The sequence below is a fragment of the Peribacillus sp. TE19612 genome, from assembly GCF_056279465.1.
In genome coordinates this window covers 459,447-474,471 of record NZ_JBWCCL010000001.1, presented here as the reverse complement: position 1 = coordinate 474,471, position 15,025 = coordinate 459,447, and the positions used below count along the sequence as shown (strand labels likewise).

General features: G+C 39.3%; 13 protein-coding genes. 7 read left to right on the top strand and 6 right to left on the bottom strand.

All coding sequences use genetic code 11. From position 1 onward, the window contains the following. Positions 1-4: 4 nt before the first annotated feature. A complete protein-coding gene (locus ACZ9AO_RS02240; protein WP_251539377.1) occupies positions 5-313 on the bottom strand; it encodes a GerAB/ArcD/ProY family transporter in 309 nt (102 codons plus the stop codon). Continuing rightward, positions 285-1,490 (bottom strand): spore germination protein, encoded by a 1,206-nt coding sequence (locus ACZ9AO_RS02235; RefSeq protein WP_476108477.1) that lies wholly within the window; start codon positions 1,488-1,490, stop codon positions 285-287. The genes ACZ9AO_RS02240 and ACZ9AO_RS02235 overlap by 29 nt, the downstream gene beginning before the upstream one ends. A gap of 159 nt (positions 1,491-1,649) precedes the next feature. Between ACZ9AO_RS02235 and ACZ9AO_RS02230 the strand changes: the two genes are divergently transcribed. From ACZ9AO_RS02230 to ACZ9AO_RS02215, 4 genes are all read left to right on the top strand, one after another. After that, the gene (locus ACZ9AO_RS02230; protein WP_476108351.1) at positions 1,650-3,176 is read left to right on the top strand and encodes a spore germination protein; all 1,527 of its coding nucleotides are present in this window, start codon (positions 1,650-1,652) and stop codon (positions 3,174-3,176) included. A 24-nt stretch (positions 3,177-3,200) separates the two neighbouring features. Further along, complete coding sequence (locus tag ACZ9AO_RS02225) at positions 3,201-4,292, top strand: GerAB/ArcD/ProY family transporter (RefSeq protein WP_251539372.1); 1,092 nt, start codon at positions 3,201-3,203, stop codon at positions 4,290-4,292. Further along, positions 4,289-5,377, top strand: a complete 1,089-nt coding sequence (locus ACZ9AO_RS02220) for a Ger(x)C family spore germination protein (RefSeq protein ID WP_476108350.1) — start codon at positions 4,289-4,291, stop codon at positions 5,375-5,377. The genes ACZ9AO_RS02225 and ACZ9AO_RS02220 overlap by 4 nt, the downstream gene beginning before the upstream one ends. A gap of 220 nt (positions 5,378-5,597) precedes the next feature. Next, positions 5,598-6,149: a Rid family hydrolase gene (locus ACZ9AO_RS02215; protein WP_476108348.1), complete on the top strand. Its 552-nt coding sequence runs from the start codon at positions 5,598-5,600 to the stop codon at positions 6,147-6,149. Between the two features lie 110 nt (positions 6,150-6,259). Here the strand turns inward: ACZ9AO_RS02215 and cysI are convergent, their stop codons facing one another. Together cysI and ACZ9AO_RS02205 are read right to left on the bottom strand one after the other, a co-directional pair. Next, on the bottom strand, positions 6,260-7,978 hold the full coding sequence (gene cysI, locus ACZ9AO_RS02210) for an assimilatory sulfite reductase (NADPH) hemoprotein subunit (RefSeq protein ID WP_476108347.1): 1,719 nt from the start codon (positions 7,976-7,978) through the stop codon (positions 6,260-6,262). Positions 7,979-8,004: 26 nt separating this feature from the next. Beyond that, positions 8,005-9,819: an assimilatory sulfite reductase (NADPH) flavoprotein subunit gene (locus tag ACZ9AO_RS02205; RefSeq protein ID WP_476108346.1), complete on the bottom strand. Its 1,815-nt coding sequence runs from the start codon at positions 9,817-9,819 to the stop codon at positions 8,005-8,007. Between the two features lie 316 nt (positions 9,820-10,135). On the opposite strand from ACZ9AO_RS02205, the gene ACZ9AO_RS02200 reads away from it, so the two are divergent. Then, on the top strand, positions 10,136-11,044 hold the full coding sequence (locus ACZ9AO_RS02200; protein ID WP_063593391.1) for a LysR family transcriptional regulator: 909 nt from the start codon (positions 10,136-10,138) through the stop codon (positions 11,042-11,044). Between the two features lie 237 nt (positions 11,045-11,281). Next, a complete protein-coding gene (locus tag ACZ9AO_RS02195; RefSeq protein ID WP_063593390.1) occupies positions 11,282-11,596 on the top strand; it encodes an iron-sulfur cluster biosynthesis family protein in 315 nt (104 codons plus the stop codon). A 233-nt stretch (positions 11,597-11,829) separates the two neighbouring features. Here ACZ9AO_RS02195 and sigH read toward each other — a convergent pair whose 3' ends face one another. Continuing rightward, on the bottom strand, positions 11,830-12,480 hold the full coding sequence (gene sigH / locus ACZ9AO_RS02190) for an RNA polymerase sporulation sigma factor SigH (RefSeq protein ID WP_063591239.1): 651 nt from the start codon (positions 12,478-12,480) through the stop codon (positions 11,830-11,832). A gap of 573 nt (positions 12,481-13,053) precedes the next feature. Continuing rightward, a complete protein-coding gene (locus tag ACZ9AO_RS02185; RefSeq protein ID WP_251539361.1) occupies positions 13,054-13,557 on the bottom strand; it encodes a DinB family protein in 504 nt (167 codons plus the stop codon). Between the two features lie 429 nt (positions 13,558-13,986). Between ACZ9AO_RS02185 and ACZ9AO_RS02180 the strand changes: the two genes are divergently transcribed. Beyond that, positions 13,987-14,868, top strand: a complete 882-nt coding sequence (locus ACZ9AO_RS02180; RefSeq protein ID WP_142398470.1) for a MerR family transcriptional regulator — start codon at positions 13,987-13,989, stop codon at positions 14,866-14,868. Positions 14,869-15,025 lie beyond the last annotated feature (157 nt).

Genomic DNA, 15,025 nt, shown 5'->3' with positions numbered 1-15,025 from the left:
AACTTCAAAGCTGGCCACGCCTATAAAGTACAACACCACGACCAACCCAATAAGTTTTGGAGAGCCACTTTCCATAGGCCTCCTCCATGTATGTGTAATAGTCAGCGACATTATGTTTTTTTAACAGAACAACCAATAAGCATACGAAAAGGGCAATAATGATTCCATTAGAAATTAAGACAATCCATCCATCTATCGAATGGATTTTTTCCGTTATCGTCCTTGGAAGGGTCAGCATTCCAATTCCTAACATGCTGCATGAAATGATCGCTGCCAATTCACCACTAAGAATTTTGCCTTCGGATTGGCTCAAGCGAATCCCCCCCTTTTTTCCGCTTCGGTAATCGTAGAAACGCATCCTTCCAGGTCTTTTTACCGATAAAATCCATTGGTTGAAAATATGGCTTTTGGAATCTGGTTAATTTTGACAAATGGCTGATAACGATGATAAAGAATAATGTGGTTCCGTATAAACCTAAAATGGCGGCAAAAATCATCGCCCCGAACCTTAATGCCCTGAACGCCAGGCCAAAGCTATATTGTGGTACCGTAAAAGAGGTAATCGTCGTGATCGAAACGATTATGACCATGAGGGAACTCACAATATTCGCTTGAACGGCCGCTTGGCCAATAATGACTCCTCCGACCAACCCAACCGTTTGCCCAATGGGTGACGGGAGCCGAATGCCTGCTTCGCGAAGCAGCTCGATCGTCAATTCCATGATGATTGCCTCAACAAATGGAGGAAAGGGCACATTTTCCCTTGTACCTGCTATTGACAAAGCCAGTCCTGACGGAAGCAATCCAGGGTTAAACGAGACCAAGGATATATAAATCCCTGAAAGGAATACGGTAACAAATAAAGAAAAGTAGCGAAGTATACGCAAAAAAGACCCTGCTACCCATCTTTCATAATAATCATCCGGCGACTGCAGCAGCATCGTGATTGTCGTTGGTGCCATCAATGCAAAAGGCGAGCCGTCAACCATGATGACCACCCTGCCCTCCTGCAAAGCTGCCAATACTTTATCTGGACGCTCCGTATTCTGGATTTGCGGGAAAGGTGTAAAAGATGTATCTTCAATTAATTCCTCAAGCATCCCCGAGTCTTGGAGAACAGTAGCTTTCACTTCATTTATCCGTTTATTGACTTCTTTTAGCAAAGAATCGCTCGCTTTTCCTTCAAAATAAATCGAAGCAACTTCCCGTTTTTCCATCGTCCCGAACTTCTGTTGTTGGATGATAAGGTTGGGATGGTTCGAATATTGCCTTATCAAGCCAATATTTTCTTGAAGACTTTCGATAAACCCAAGCTTCGGTCCACGGACAACCCTCTCTGTTGAAGGTTCACCCAGTGTACGAACTTTTTCCTTTTCCAGATTCAAGCCATAACCATTTGCTATTCCATCTATAAATAAAAGTGTTTTCCCTTCAAAAATATACTCTATGGCTGTTTCATATGTTTCACGTCCTGTTGCCTGACTGAACAGATTTTGGAAATGACATGCTTACAGGAAATGGAGGCAGCTTTTACACCATTTTTTAATGGTATCCCTTTCTAAAGCGAGCAACATTAACATCCAAAATGGTTAATTTGTAATTAAATTGCAAATGCTAGGAGAATAAGCTTTAGTGCAGAGGTGACAACATTGTTTAACCGCAGAACGTTCAAAAAAAAGCCAAATCAACCAAACGAAAACAATGAAGAATTAGATAAAGTTTCAGAAGTAAGGGACCTATTCAATACCCTATCTTCATCCAATGATTTCATAAACCATCAAGGAACATATAATGGTGTAGGCTATTGGGTCTCTTTTTATCGCTCTTTAATCGATGCACAGGTACTTCATGAAAGTGTTCTTTCTGTCATACCTACTCTGGAAACGATAAATTTGGAGCAAATAAAAGAAAACGTTCCTATTGAAAATACACTGATCACCAGTACCAGGGTTGTAATTGAAGACAGGATCATGAGAGGCGAAATCGCACTTCGTTTAGATGGAAGTCTTGATGAATGCCTATTAATCAATGTTGCGGCCCAACAAGGGAGACAAGTTGAGAAACCTGAACTTGAATTTGGAATCATAAGTGCTCAAGAAGGATTTGTCGAGGATCTTGATATCAATCTGAATTTAGTCAGAAAAAGACTTCCTGTCCCCGGATTGCAAGTAAGTGAAATGACTGTGGGATACTTGTCTAAAACGAAAGTGGCAGTTTTATCGATAGAAGGAATCGTTGATCAGGAAAATGTCGATAATGTTATACAAAGGATCAATGACGTAGAGTTTGATGAAATATTGGACGGGTCCAATCTCGCGCAATTGCTATATGATAATTCAAATACCTTGTTTCCCCTTTTTCTAAATACGGAAAGGCCTGATCGCATCGCAAGTGCATTGGCTGAAGGTAAAGTAGCCCTGTTAATCGATAGGTCGTCCTCTGCACTTATTACTCCAACCATTTTCTTGGAATACTTTATCACCATGGAAGATTATAATATGCCGTGGATTCCGGCATCTGCTTTCCGTTTACTAAGAATATTCGCAGTCGCTTTTTCGATATTTGCTACTCCTATTTATGTAGCCGTGCTGACCTATCATTATGAACTGATTCCTAAAGATCTTTTGGAAACGATCGTCACTTCAAGGAACTTAATACCTTTTCAGCCTTTGATCGAAGCATTATTCCTGGAGATCTCCATTGAGTTATTACGGGAAGCGGCTGCCAGGCTGCCAACAAAGGTAGGTCAGACATTAGGTATCGTGGGCGGTATCGTTATCGGTCAAGCAGCCGTTGTAGCTGGTTTGACCAGTAATATCTTATTGATCATCGTTGCCCTCTCGGCATTGGCATCATTTGTTACTCCCATTTATAAAATGGGGAATGCCATTCGGCTGCTGCGGTTCCCCTTCTTAATCGGGGCCCAAATTTGGGGGCTGCTCGGCATTACCATAGCAACCGTGTTTTTGATGACCCACCTTATCAAATTAACATCAATGGGACACCCGTACCTCGAACCGATCTACCCATTTCGCATGCAAGATTGGAAAGACAGCTTTGTTCGGCTTCCTTTTAATCTTTTAAAGTCGCGGCCTGTAAATTTACGGCCTGATGATATAACCAGACAGCCACAGCCCAAAAAAGCAAGAATCAAAAAAAATGATTTTAATGAATGATTTAAATTTAAATGAGGGTCCTATATGAACCAAGCTGGAGTTAATGAAAAGTATAAAGTGTCACCGTTTTATGTGTTTTTTTTAGTGCATTCCATGCAAACGGGAATAGGCGTTTTAAGTTTTCAAAGAGTTTTAGCGAAGACAACGGGAACCGATGGCTGGATTTCGATACTACTAGCCGGCCTGATCGTTCATATAATGATTTGGGTCATATATAAAATCTTCAGTATCGTCCCTGGTGATATAATTTCGGCCAATAATCATGCATTCGGAAAATGGATGGGGAATTTCTTCAGTCTATTATTCATTCTTTACTTTTTGATCCTAGGAATGACAGTCATGATTAGTTATATAAATGTCATACATGTATGGATGTTTGAAGAGGTACCATCTTGGGCGTTTGCTTTAGTATTTCTTATCCTGATTTATTATATAAATACGGGAGGGTTCCGAACAATTACGGGTATTACTTTTTTAAGCTCCATTTTGACATACTGGCTTTTATTTGTCCTATTCTATGCCATGAAATACTCTGAATTCACCAATTTGCTCCCTGTTTTCCACCACACTCTATTGGATATTTTGAAAGGAGCCAGAAGCACCTCATTAACGCTGCTTGGTTTTGAAACGATCGTTATGTATTATCCGTTCATCAAAGATGCCAAAACTTCTCAAAAATATGCTCATGGCGGGGCCTTAACGACAACCTTAATAACCGTATTCGTTTATTTGGTTTCACTTGTTTTTTATTCACAAAAACAGTTGGAACTGACTATATGGCCGACACTGTCAATGACCAGCATTGTTGAATTGCCCTTTATCCAGCGATTTGAATATATAGATGTTTCTTGGTGGGCCATCGTTATCATACCTAACATGACCATCGCCTTTTGGGCAGCAAGCCGAGGTTTCAAACGCTTATTCAATGTTCAGCAAAAGTATCCATTATGGGGGATGTCGATTATTATCCTGCTAACCAATATATTTGTTTTTGATATCGATTCCCTCTATATTTTGCGTAAAATAGTCGATCCATACGGCATACTCTTTATTGCTTTATACTTGCCTCTTCTTTTGGTCATCATCTCTATAAAGAAAATGAGGAAACGTATATGAGAAAATTATTATTTCTTGTTATCTTGGCTCTTCCCCTCCTTTGTAGCTGCGCCGAGCCGAGGGTGGTAGACGAAGTCAATATGTCCCAAGCCATTGGCTACGATATACTGAAGAATGATAATGTCGAAGGAATGTTCGTCATCCCTATCTTCCAACAGGACAAGATGGGTAAATATCAAATCTTAACTGGAACATCGACGACAACGAGTGATGTTCAGGCTGTCGTTTCCAAAAAAGCGGATAAGCCGGTATTGCTTGGACAGACACGCATCATTTTATTCAGCGAGAAAATGGTTCGTGAAATCGGAATGACAGAACTGACCGATTATCTCTACCGTGAGCCACAACTTGGAAACAGGGTCATTTTGGCCATCGTTGAAGGAAAGGTCAAGAATGTCATAAATACGAAACCACCAAATACGAATGTGAATATTGGGATCTTTTTATCGGATTTGATTAATCAACAAAATGAAACGGGGAACGGACCCGATACTAACCTCCATCTTTTTTTAGGAAACGCTCTAGAAACTGGCGGCGATTCGTATCTTCCTTTAATTAAATTAATTAATAATGAAGTTACTGTTTCTGGAGTGGCCCTATTTCATGAAGATAAGATGGTCACGAAAGTTCGAACCGATGATATGTTCATTTTCAAGACATTAGTTCAGCATCATAGGCGGGGAATATATAAATTCAAATTAAAAGACAAGAAAGAAAGCGATATCGTAGTGGAAAGTATCCGAAGCGGTTCAAGTTATGAGGTATCAAGCTCAGAGAGAAATCCCTCTATCACGATTAAGATCAAAATTAAAGGACAAATCAAGGAATCCATGCGCAGTGAAAACCTAACCAATAGAAAGATGATAAAGAAAATTGAAAAGGAAATGGAAGCTGATTTAACCAAACAAGCAAACCGACTTATTAAAGATTTTCAGAAAAAATCCCTTGATCCGATTGGCCTTAAGGAAAAATATCACACCAAAAATAAAAAATTGACCTATGAACATTGGAAAGATATTTATCCGACAATGGACATTAATATAGAAACCAAAGTTAACATCATCCAAACAGGGGTTTCAGAATAATAAATGGTCGATAGGCATTTAGAATTCTTCATCTGATCGCAAAAACTGTATTAAATTGCTGGTTAACAGCTCAGTTATTTAAATGATGGCAAGCAGGTGCTTCTGAAACAGCAAGAATTATGGTTAGCCGGATTCATGAAGAATTTTTAAAAGAAGGTAAAGTCCCTTCCAAGGAGACAAATTACCTATCGTTGTTACATTAATAACAGGAGCTGACTATATGAATACACCTATGAAATCGATCATCGCTTTCTCAGTATTAAGTATATGTTTAATCGCAGGATACTCATTTGCTTCCGCAGGTAACGAACAAGATGAATTGAAATCGGATAAAGTGACCTTTTTTGGGTCCCCAACTTCTGCGATTTCCGGTTCAGTTGCCGTGCCTCAAAGTTATAACCGGTTATTGTTTAGCGGAACAGTAGCTCCTCTTTTAAACAAGGATGGAAAAACCACTTATGAGAGATATGGCAATACAGAAAAGCAGGCAATCGGAATCTTAGAGAAATTAAAAGCAGATTTGAAAACAATAGGACTTTCCCTCGCTGATGTAACCTATCTGCGTGTGTATGTCGCGCCAGATCCAAACAAGGGAAATGCACCAGACTATCAAGGTTGGTTCGATGCTTACGCTCTTTTCTTTAATACAAAAGAAAATCCAGTGAAAACAGCTCGTTCAACAGTAGGCGTTGAAAGTTTGGTTTCGCCGGATTTCCTCATTGAGATTGAAGCAGAAGTAGCCTATAAAAATAACAGCAAGTCAAATAAATAGAAGATAGATGTGTATGGTCATGAATCAACATATTGGTGTTCCAGCCACTCCGGAAAACCTTTGAATACCGAAAGAGACAGGAAATTATTCCTGTCTCTCATTTGTTTTAATCAATCATGAAAATTCGTTCCATCTGTCACTTCTTTAACAATCCCTGCATTGATGACGAAGTCGCCGAAATGCTCTCCTTGCTGACGTTCTTTTGCATATCGGGAAAGAAGTACACGCAACTCTTTTAATATCTCTTCTTCACCGATGTTTTCACGGTACATTTTACTTAATCGGCTTCCGTCGAAAGCAGCACCGAGATACATATTATATTTACCAGGTGCCTTACCGATAAAACCAATTTCACCGAGTGCATGCCGGGCACATCCATTCGGGCAACCAGTCATGCGTATCGTGATTTCTTCATTCCTCAGGCCGTTTTCATCAACGATGGCCTCGATTTTATCAATCAGAATCGGCAAATAACGCTCTGCTTCGGCCATTGCCAACCCGCATGTCGGAAGCGCCACGCATGCAATCGAGCTGCGTCTGAGCGCCGAATGATGTGCACCATCCGTCAAACCGTACGTTTCAAGCAATTCTATGATTTTTTTCTTTTTCTGGCTTGACACATCTGCAATGATCAGGTTTTGATTGGCAGTCAATCGGAAATCACCCGTATGGATCTTTGCGATTTCGCGCAAACCGGTCATCAGCTTGTAATCATTGATATCGGCAATTCGGCCACCCTCGACAAATAGTGTAAAATGCCATTTACCCTGCATACCTTTTACCCATCCATAGCGGTCGCCATTATTATCAAAATGGTAAGTTCTCGCTTCCTCCAGCTTCCATCCTAGACGATTTTCCAGTTCAGCTTTTACCGGTTCGAGCCCAAGCCTGTCAACCGTATACTTGAACCGGGCATTTTTCCGTACGGATCGGTTTCCGTAATCACGCTGAATCGTAATGATTTTTTCAGCCACATCCAGTATTTTGTCTGGCTGGCAAAAGCCGATTACCTTGGCTAATTGAGGATATGTCGCCTTGTCACCGTGGGTCATTCCCATACCGCCGCCGATCGCCACATTAAAACCAACAAGTTTCCCATTTTCAACAATTGCTATGAAGCCAAGATCTTGGGAGTAGACATCAATGTCATTGGATGGCGGGACCGCAATGCCTATTTTAAACTTCCTTGGCAAATAAAGCTTTCCGTACATTGGTTCGACTTCCTCCAATTCCGGAGTAGCGACTACTTTTTCTTCATCCAGCCAGATTTCATGGTACGCCCTTGTACGCGGCAATAGATAATCACTCAATTTTTTCGACCATTCATATACTTCGGAATTGATTTCTGATTGAAATGGAATCGAATTGCACATTACGTTTCGGTTTACATCTCCGCATGCAGCGATTGTATCCAACATGGAAGCATGGATTTCCTGAATGGTTTTTTTCATATTCCATTTTAAAATACCATGCATTTGAAACGTCTGCCTTGTTGTCAATTTCAAGGTTCCGTTACCGTATTTCTGGGCAAGGTCATCCATAACAAGCCATTGAGAAGGCTGTGCAACCCCGCCGGCCATGCGAACACGCAACATAAATTGATAGGCAGGCTCCAGTTTTTGTTTTTGACGCTCATTACGCAGATCCCGATCGTCCTGCAAATAGCTGCCGTGGTGTTTCATCAGTCGATTGTCATCATCCGGAATACCGGCGCTAATCCGATCCTGCATCACTTCACCAAGTGTACCTCGCAAATAATCGCTTCTTTCTTTAATTTGCTCAACATCACTTGGCGGGCCTGCTGGTGCTTTCAATAGTGGGTTCACCATGTTGTAATCTCCTTTTCTTCCAAATTTCAATATACATCACGTTGATAGCGTTTATTCTGTTGCATTTCTTCAAGATAAGCTTGCGCATCAGCATGGCTCATATTGCCTTCTTTTTCAATGATCTCAATAAGCGTATTATGGACATCATGTGCCATGTTTTTCTCGTCACCGCAAATGTATACAGCTGCCCCTTTTTGAAGCCATTCGTATAATTCCCCGCTTTGCTCGCGCATCCGGTCTTGAACATACACTTTTTCATCCGTATCGCGGGAAAAGGCCACATCCATTTTCGTAAGTACACCTGTTTTCAACCACTTTTGCCATTCAGTTTGATAAAGGAAATCCGTCACGAAATGCTGATCTCCGAAAAAGAGCCACGTTTTCCCTTTCGCTTCCGATTCTTCGCGATCCTGGATAAAGGATCTAAACGGGGCAATGCCTGTTCCGGGTCCAACCATGATAATTGGCGTATCTGGGTTCTTTGGCTGCTTAAAGTTCTGGTTATGCTGAATGTAAATGGGCAGCAAGTCCCCTGGCTGTAATCTGTCCGCACATAAAATCGAGCAGACCCCTTTTCTTTCCCGCCCATGACTTTCATACCGGACAGCTCCGATTGTCAAATGCACTTCATCCGGATAGGCGGATAAGCTACTCGCAATCGAATACAGACGGGCTGGCATTTTCCGAAGGATCGATACGAACTCTTGCGCCGATTCACCCCATGAACCAAAATCACGGACAAAATCAAGCAAATCACGGCCTTCTCGATATTCTTTTAATCTTTCTTCATTACCTGGCTTTAAAAGTTCCTTTAAATCCTCGTTACCAGAAAGCTGTGCCGCTTGTTCAATGAGCGATTTGGTCAATACCGTTATTTCAAAGTCGGAGATGAGCGATTCCCTAAGCTGACGAAGTTCCCCCTGCTTATTGACCTTCACGGTTTCTTCAGGATCCCAATCCAGTTCCATAAGAAGCATATCCACTAAATCCGAATCGTTTTTCGGATAAATGCCAAGGCTGTCACCAGGTTCGAATGTAAGACCTGAACCCTCAAGAGATAACTCTAGATGATGTGTCTCTTTATTGGAGCCACGGCCGTTCAAATTTATATTTTCCAACACTTCCGCTTTAAACGGATTTGTTCTCGAATAAGTTTGTTCACTTACAGAAGCTTTTGCTTCGGGAACTGCAGCAGCAGAACGGACTTGCCCTTCACTTAAACTGGAAATGACTCCTTCCAGCCATTCGGAAGCAGGCTCATCATAATCAAGGTCACAGTCCATTCGCGGAAATAGCCGTGTCCCCCCAAGTTCCTCCAAGCGTTTATCGAATTGTTTTCCCGTTTCACAGAAAAACTCATATGAGCTGTCCCCAAGCGCCAATACCGAATAGCGGAGACCCTCAAGGCTTGGTGCCCTCCTGCCATGAAGGTACTCATGGAAAGACAATGTATTATCCGGCGGATCACCTTCTCCATGCGTGCTAACGGCAATCAGAAGATTTTCGATTTTCTTCAAATTGTTGACTTTAAAGTCACTCATGGATGAAATGGTAACCTGAAAGCCATTACCCTCAAGCTTACTCGCCGCATTTTCTGCCAGCCCTTGAGCATTGCCCGTCTGTGAACCATACAGGATGGTCACTTCTTTTGATATTGTCTTCCCGCCGCTTTGAGCTTCCAATTCCGGGGCGTCGGCTGAACTTGTGTTCGAAACTGACAAAGATGCAGTCAGATAACCGCTCAACCAAATTTTTTGTGTTTCGGTCAAGCTTGGCAGCAGGCTGTTAAGGAGCTCTGCTTGCTCTTGATTAAAGGGACTGTTACTTACCTGAAGTTGCACGATTTCCACCTCACAAAGGGATATTAACTTATCTTAGTTGATTATTATGTATAACGAGTGGGTTTAAATATTTTACTTCGATCCATAAATTAATTAACTCGTTTACTCCTATAGACCAAGTCGGTTTTAACTGCAAAAAAAATGAAAAATACAGTTATATAGGTTCCTGGCACGCAACAAAGGACAATAGCTTTCCCAGCCTATACTCTTCCTAAAATAAGTTTCTCATTAAAACTTTACTGGAAGGTACATCATTAGTAAAATATATATAATTTATTATAACTATTAAGAATATTAATAATAAGGAGGAATTTCTATGTACTATGATGCTCTAAAAACATTTGTGACCCTTGTGGAAGTCAAGAATTTTACAAAAACAGCAGAAATTCTTCTTATGTCGCAACCAAGTGTTAGTTTACATATTAAAAAATTAGAAGAAGAGTTCCAAACCAAATTATTCCTCCGTTCTCCTAAATTTTTGAAAGTCACCTTAACGGGAGAAATTCTTTACGACCGGGCCAAGCAAATGATCACAATCTATGAACAGACCAGACAAGACATACAGGAACACGATAGGTCCATAAAGGGCGAATTAAAGATAGGTGCGAGTTTTACAATAGGAGAGTATATCCTTCCTTCTTTACTCATCGACCTTCAAGAGGAATATCCTGAACTTGAACTTCAAGTGGTAATTGGGAACACCGAAGAAATCGTTCAAGCCGTTCGGCTATACAAAGTGGATATTGGTTTAATCGAAGGTCAAACTAACGAAAAAGAGCTTTCTGTTCACCCATTCATGCAAGATGAGCTATTCATTGTGTCTTCTAACAATCATGAACTTGCTAATAAAGACGATGTGGAGATTACTGATTTACATGACCAAGCATGGGTAACGAGGGAAGTTGGATCTGGTACACGAGAATACCTTAACCATGTCATACGCTCAAATGGTTTGAAAATTAAATCGATACTCACGATAAGCAGTAATCAAGGAATTAAAGAAACACTTATAAAAAACGGCTCAGGGCTTGCCCTGCTTTCCCGAAGTGTCATTGAAAGGGATGTACAAAATAAAATCCTTTCTATCATTCAGGTAAAAGATGAATCCTTTAACAGGACACTTTCATACGTCTATTCCCCCATTATGAAAGATAAAAAAAATGTAAAGACTTTTATAACTGAATTAAACAAAAAGTGGCCCATGAAAGCAAAGCCGATAGGATGATCATTGCGAAGGAAGCTATTCCAAAGATGGAGTTACTGACACATGGTGTTTGATCTTATTTGTGATTTTATTAAACAATCATAAGCCTGATGACCAAGAACATCGGCTTTATTTTACTTAATAAGAAGTCTCAGTAAATCCAAACTTGTCATTCTTATGTACATTAACTTATAAACAATTGGGTATACGAATAAATAGAGGATTGTATAGATAAAAAATAATATGGGAGCGGGTTTTATGAATATTGAGATTAAAGAAGCAGCGATTGAACAACTATTAAAAGTGAATTATAAAGAGAATGAAGGTGTTCGTATTGAAGCCATTTATGTTGGGAGCTGTTCAATTTATGTGGAGCATGAATTGAAAATTGATAATAAGAACGAAGATGATGAGAGATTCATAATTGCTGGAGTCCCCATATTAATTTCAAGTGAGTCTAAAAAGCATCTTCCGGATAAAGTCTTCCTCAATTACAGTGACGGACTTGGATACAAATTATATTCAGACGATGAAACATTGAGATATAATCTCCAATTGAAGAGAGTGAATTAAAAAATGAACATAGTAAAAAGCCCATGTGTTTCAGTTGGGCTTTTTTGTGTATATACTCAGAGAATTTTTTATCGGCATTTACCTAGAGGGATTTTATTTCCCATGGGATATCACTGCACTAACTGCTCCATTACCAGGAAAATGCTTTAACAAGTGCTTTTATCTATTCTATTAATTGTTTCAATGTTATTTTACAAATTAATAATGACCGAAAGTTTAAAGAATGATTGTTATTATTCTTCCACTCTTCTTGACTCGAGGTGCCGCTCCAGCTTCCTTTTTACCCGCTGAAGTGCATTATCGATCGTCTTTTTTTGAACATTCAGTTCCTTTGATATTTCTAAATAAGTTTTTCCTTCCAGGTACAAGTCCACGACACTGCTTTCCAACTCACTAAGGACTTCGGTTAAAATTAGCTCAATATCACAAATTTCTTCTGATTTTATTAAGATTGTGACTGGGTCATTTTGTCTCTGTTCAGGGATTAGATCAATTAGACCCTGTTCCGACTCCCCTTGATGGATAGGCATATACAATGAAACATAATTATTTAAGGGAGAATGCTTTTGGCGAATAGCCGCTTTAACGGCCGTTATGATTTGTCTTGTAATGCACAGTTCCGCAAATGATCTGAAAGACGCCTTTTTGCAATTTTTGTAGTCCCGAATGGCCTTATATAGCCCAATCATCCCTTCCTGAAAGACGTCTTCCTTATCTCCACCCGTTAAAAAATACTTCAATGCATTTGATTGAACGACACATCTGTATTTATTGATTAAAAAGTCCAGTGCATCCTCATCACCATTATGGATTTTCCCTACCAACATTGCATCTTCCATATGAGTATAGTTTTCCATACGTTTCTTCTCGATGATTACACTCATTTATTTTCCTCCACTCACTTAATTGAGCCCCGATATAAAGAATGCATTATTACTTCAATGTATTAAAGTTCATTCAATATTATAATATCTCAGAAATGACGATAATGATATTCGCAAATAACGACATTTTTCAACAAAATCCAGATATTTATAACTAGAAACTTTCAGTCAGCTTTAATTGATTTGGTAAAGATTTCGTCTTTATAGTCGTTTTGTTTAACTCCTGATCATTGACGGATATAGTTGTGCCGGTGGTTGTGGTAATTATGGCGGGGTTCAGCATATGGCGGCTTATAAATAGCATGATTATAAATAATAATCTTAAAGAACTATTCTGCACTAATGATTTAATAGAGCCTAACCAAAAGGAGAAGAACGAATCTATCCTACCTTCATTAGCTTCAGATGGAAAAATAAGGGCTGCGTTTTAACCCTTCTTTCGCAAAATAAAAAAGCACCCTTCAAAGGATGCTAAAACATATTATTAACTCAGTCATAATATGGAGTACTAGAATTTAATTATTCGCCAATGCCCGGTATGTAGAAGATCCTAACTTAAGCATTCATAAGTCATTAAAGCGGTGGATTTTCCACACCTAAATGAACCCAATCTTCTTTTGGCGGTCCATAAACCCCAGAAGGTTTAATTCCTGCTTGACGCATCAGAACCGTAACTTGTCCGCGATGATGTACAATATGCTTGATTAGCCCCATAAGGATGGAAGCATTTGTTTCCTGTCTTCCAAACGCTTCTTGTATTTGTCCCAGGGTTTCGTCTGTCCATTGTTGTTCAATAATTTTGGCTGCATGAGAACTTACATTTTTAAAAGTGATGGCAATTTCGCGGGCTGAAGATGGAACGTTTTCCGAACTTTCTATCCGGTCTATCTTTAACCCGAAATGAGCTAGATAATCTGGAATATTCGTCGTGAAATGCCACACAATTCTTCCTAAAGTGCGACCTTCAGAATAAACTTGTTGTTCTAAGGATTCATCAGTCAAACTATCCAAGACATTTTGAGTGAGTATGGCTTCTTTATTCCATTCTTTAATAAAATCTGAAATTGAAATATACATATAATACCTCCCCTATTTCGATGGATAATTACTTAAATTACATTATAAAACATATGTTCCCTCATTTCAAATTACTCATTAAACATGCAATAAATAATATCCATTCTAATTGGAAAACCATCGCTTTTGCTTTGTACTGGCCGCCTGGAAGTTTCGGTTACAAGTTTCCAAGAAAAACTGTTGAACTGTACTACCTCTTCTGCATTTTGATTCTTTAAGTCCAAAAAAGTATATTCATTTCAAGAGCTGAAATGGTTAACCCTGTTTAAATCGAATACTGGATGTTAAGTTTGTGACTGCAATTTTATGAATGTGGTGCTCTACAAATATTCCTGGCACTAGCTATACACAACAGGAATCGCTACTTTATAATAGGGGGAAATCATGTTATTAATATATATAAATTCAGTATTGGTTAGGAGAAAAGCCATGCAAAATAAGCTTAGTATAGGAGAAATGGCGAAGTTGCGAGGTGTAACCGTAGATACATTGCGTCATTACGATAAAATTGGATTGCTAAAGCCTTATCATATTGACCCCGAAACTGGCTATCGTTATTACTCCATTTCCCAGTATGAGGTTCTCGGAACGATCAAAGAGTTAAGGAGCATCGGGTTTTCCTTAGAGGAAATCAAGCAATTTCTTACGAACCGCAATGTCAAAAAGTCGGTTCAATCACTTCAAAAATCAATGGCTAATATACAGGAAGAAATTAAGAAATTGCAACATATCCACAATATTTTGATGACACGATTATACAATATTGAACATTTCACAAACAGTTACAGCAATTCGGATATCGTGATAAAACAATTTGAAGAACGGGAATACATCCAGCTAGCCAGATCGGTAAGTTGGGCGGATACAGAAAACCTTTATTTTGGATATTTGGAGCTCGAAAACAAGATTGGTGGAATCATTCCTGCTTTGGCCAGCAATAAATTTGGAGATTTTATCAAGAAAGAGTATTTTGATGAAATTCGTCAATCATCTGACTTTTCCGCTAACCTAAGTGACTATCAATCTCAATCATTCATTCTTGTTCAGGATGAGGAGTCAGAGCAACCAACCCAAAAAATTGAAAATGGGCTATTTTTATGTTCCTATTATGGAGGACTCACAAGGGAGAAAATGCTAACCCAGCTAAAAAAGCTACTCCATCATTGCGATACTCATGACTATATTATTACCGGTGACGCCTTTCGAATTATGCAGGTTGACGTTTCTCTGACCGATCAATATGATGAAGCTTATTATGAAATACAAATTCCGATTAAAGAAAAAGTAACAAGTGAACAGCCTTCGAAATGAAAGTATTATCATTTTGAAGGCTGTTTTTTTGTATCGAAGCTGTTTACTCTGGTGTTAGACGAGACTTTATAATGGATTTATACATATTGAATGGAGTGATGCTTTCCTAAATGAAAATAGCAAACCATTATTTTGAAAAATCATTTTGTTCTAAGGA

Excerpts from the sequence above, each read along its gene's own strand:
- ACZ9AO_RS02225 (WP_251539372.1), top strand. The coding sequence starts at position 3,201 with ATGAACCAAGCTGGAGTTAATGAAAAGTATAAAGTGTCACCGTTTTAT.
- ACZ9AO_RS02220 (WP_476108350.1), top strand. The coding sequence starts at position 4,289 with ATGAGAAAATTATTATTTCTTGTTATCTTGGCTCTTCCCCTCCTTTGT.
- ACZ9AO_RS02215 (WP_476108348.1), top strand. The coding sequence starts at position 5,598 with ATGAATACACCTATGAAATCGATCATCGCTTTCTCAGTATTAAGTATA.
- cysI (WP_476108347.1), bottom strand. The coding sequence starts at position 7,978 with ATGGTGAACCCACTATTGAAAGCACCAGCAGGCCCGCCAAGTGATGTT.
- ACZ9AO_RS02200 (WP_063593391.1), top strand. The coding sequence starts at position 10,136 with ATGTACTATGATGCTCTAAAAACATTTGTGACCCTTGTGGAAGTCAAG.
- ACZ9AO_RS02195 (WP_063593390.1), top strand. The coding sequence starts at position 11,282 with ATGAATATTGAGATTAAAGAAGCAGCGATTGAACAACTATTAAAAGTG.
- sigH (WP_063591239.1), bottom strand. The coding sequence starts at position 12,480 with ATGAGTGTAATCATCGAGAAGAAACGTATGGAAAACTATACTCATATG.
- ACZ9AO_RS02185 (WP_251539361.1), bottom strand. The coding sequence starts at position 13,557 with ATGTATATTTCAATTTCAGATTTTATTAAAGAATGGAATAAAGAAGCC.
- ACZ9AO_RS02180 (WP_142398470.1), top strand. The coding sequence starts at position 13,987 with ATGCAAAATAAGCTTAGTATAGGAGAAATGGCGAAGTTGCGAGGTGTA.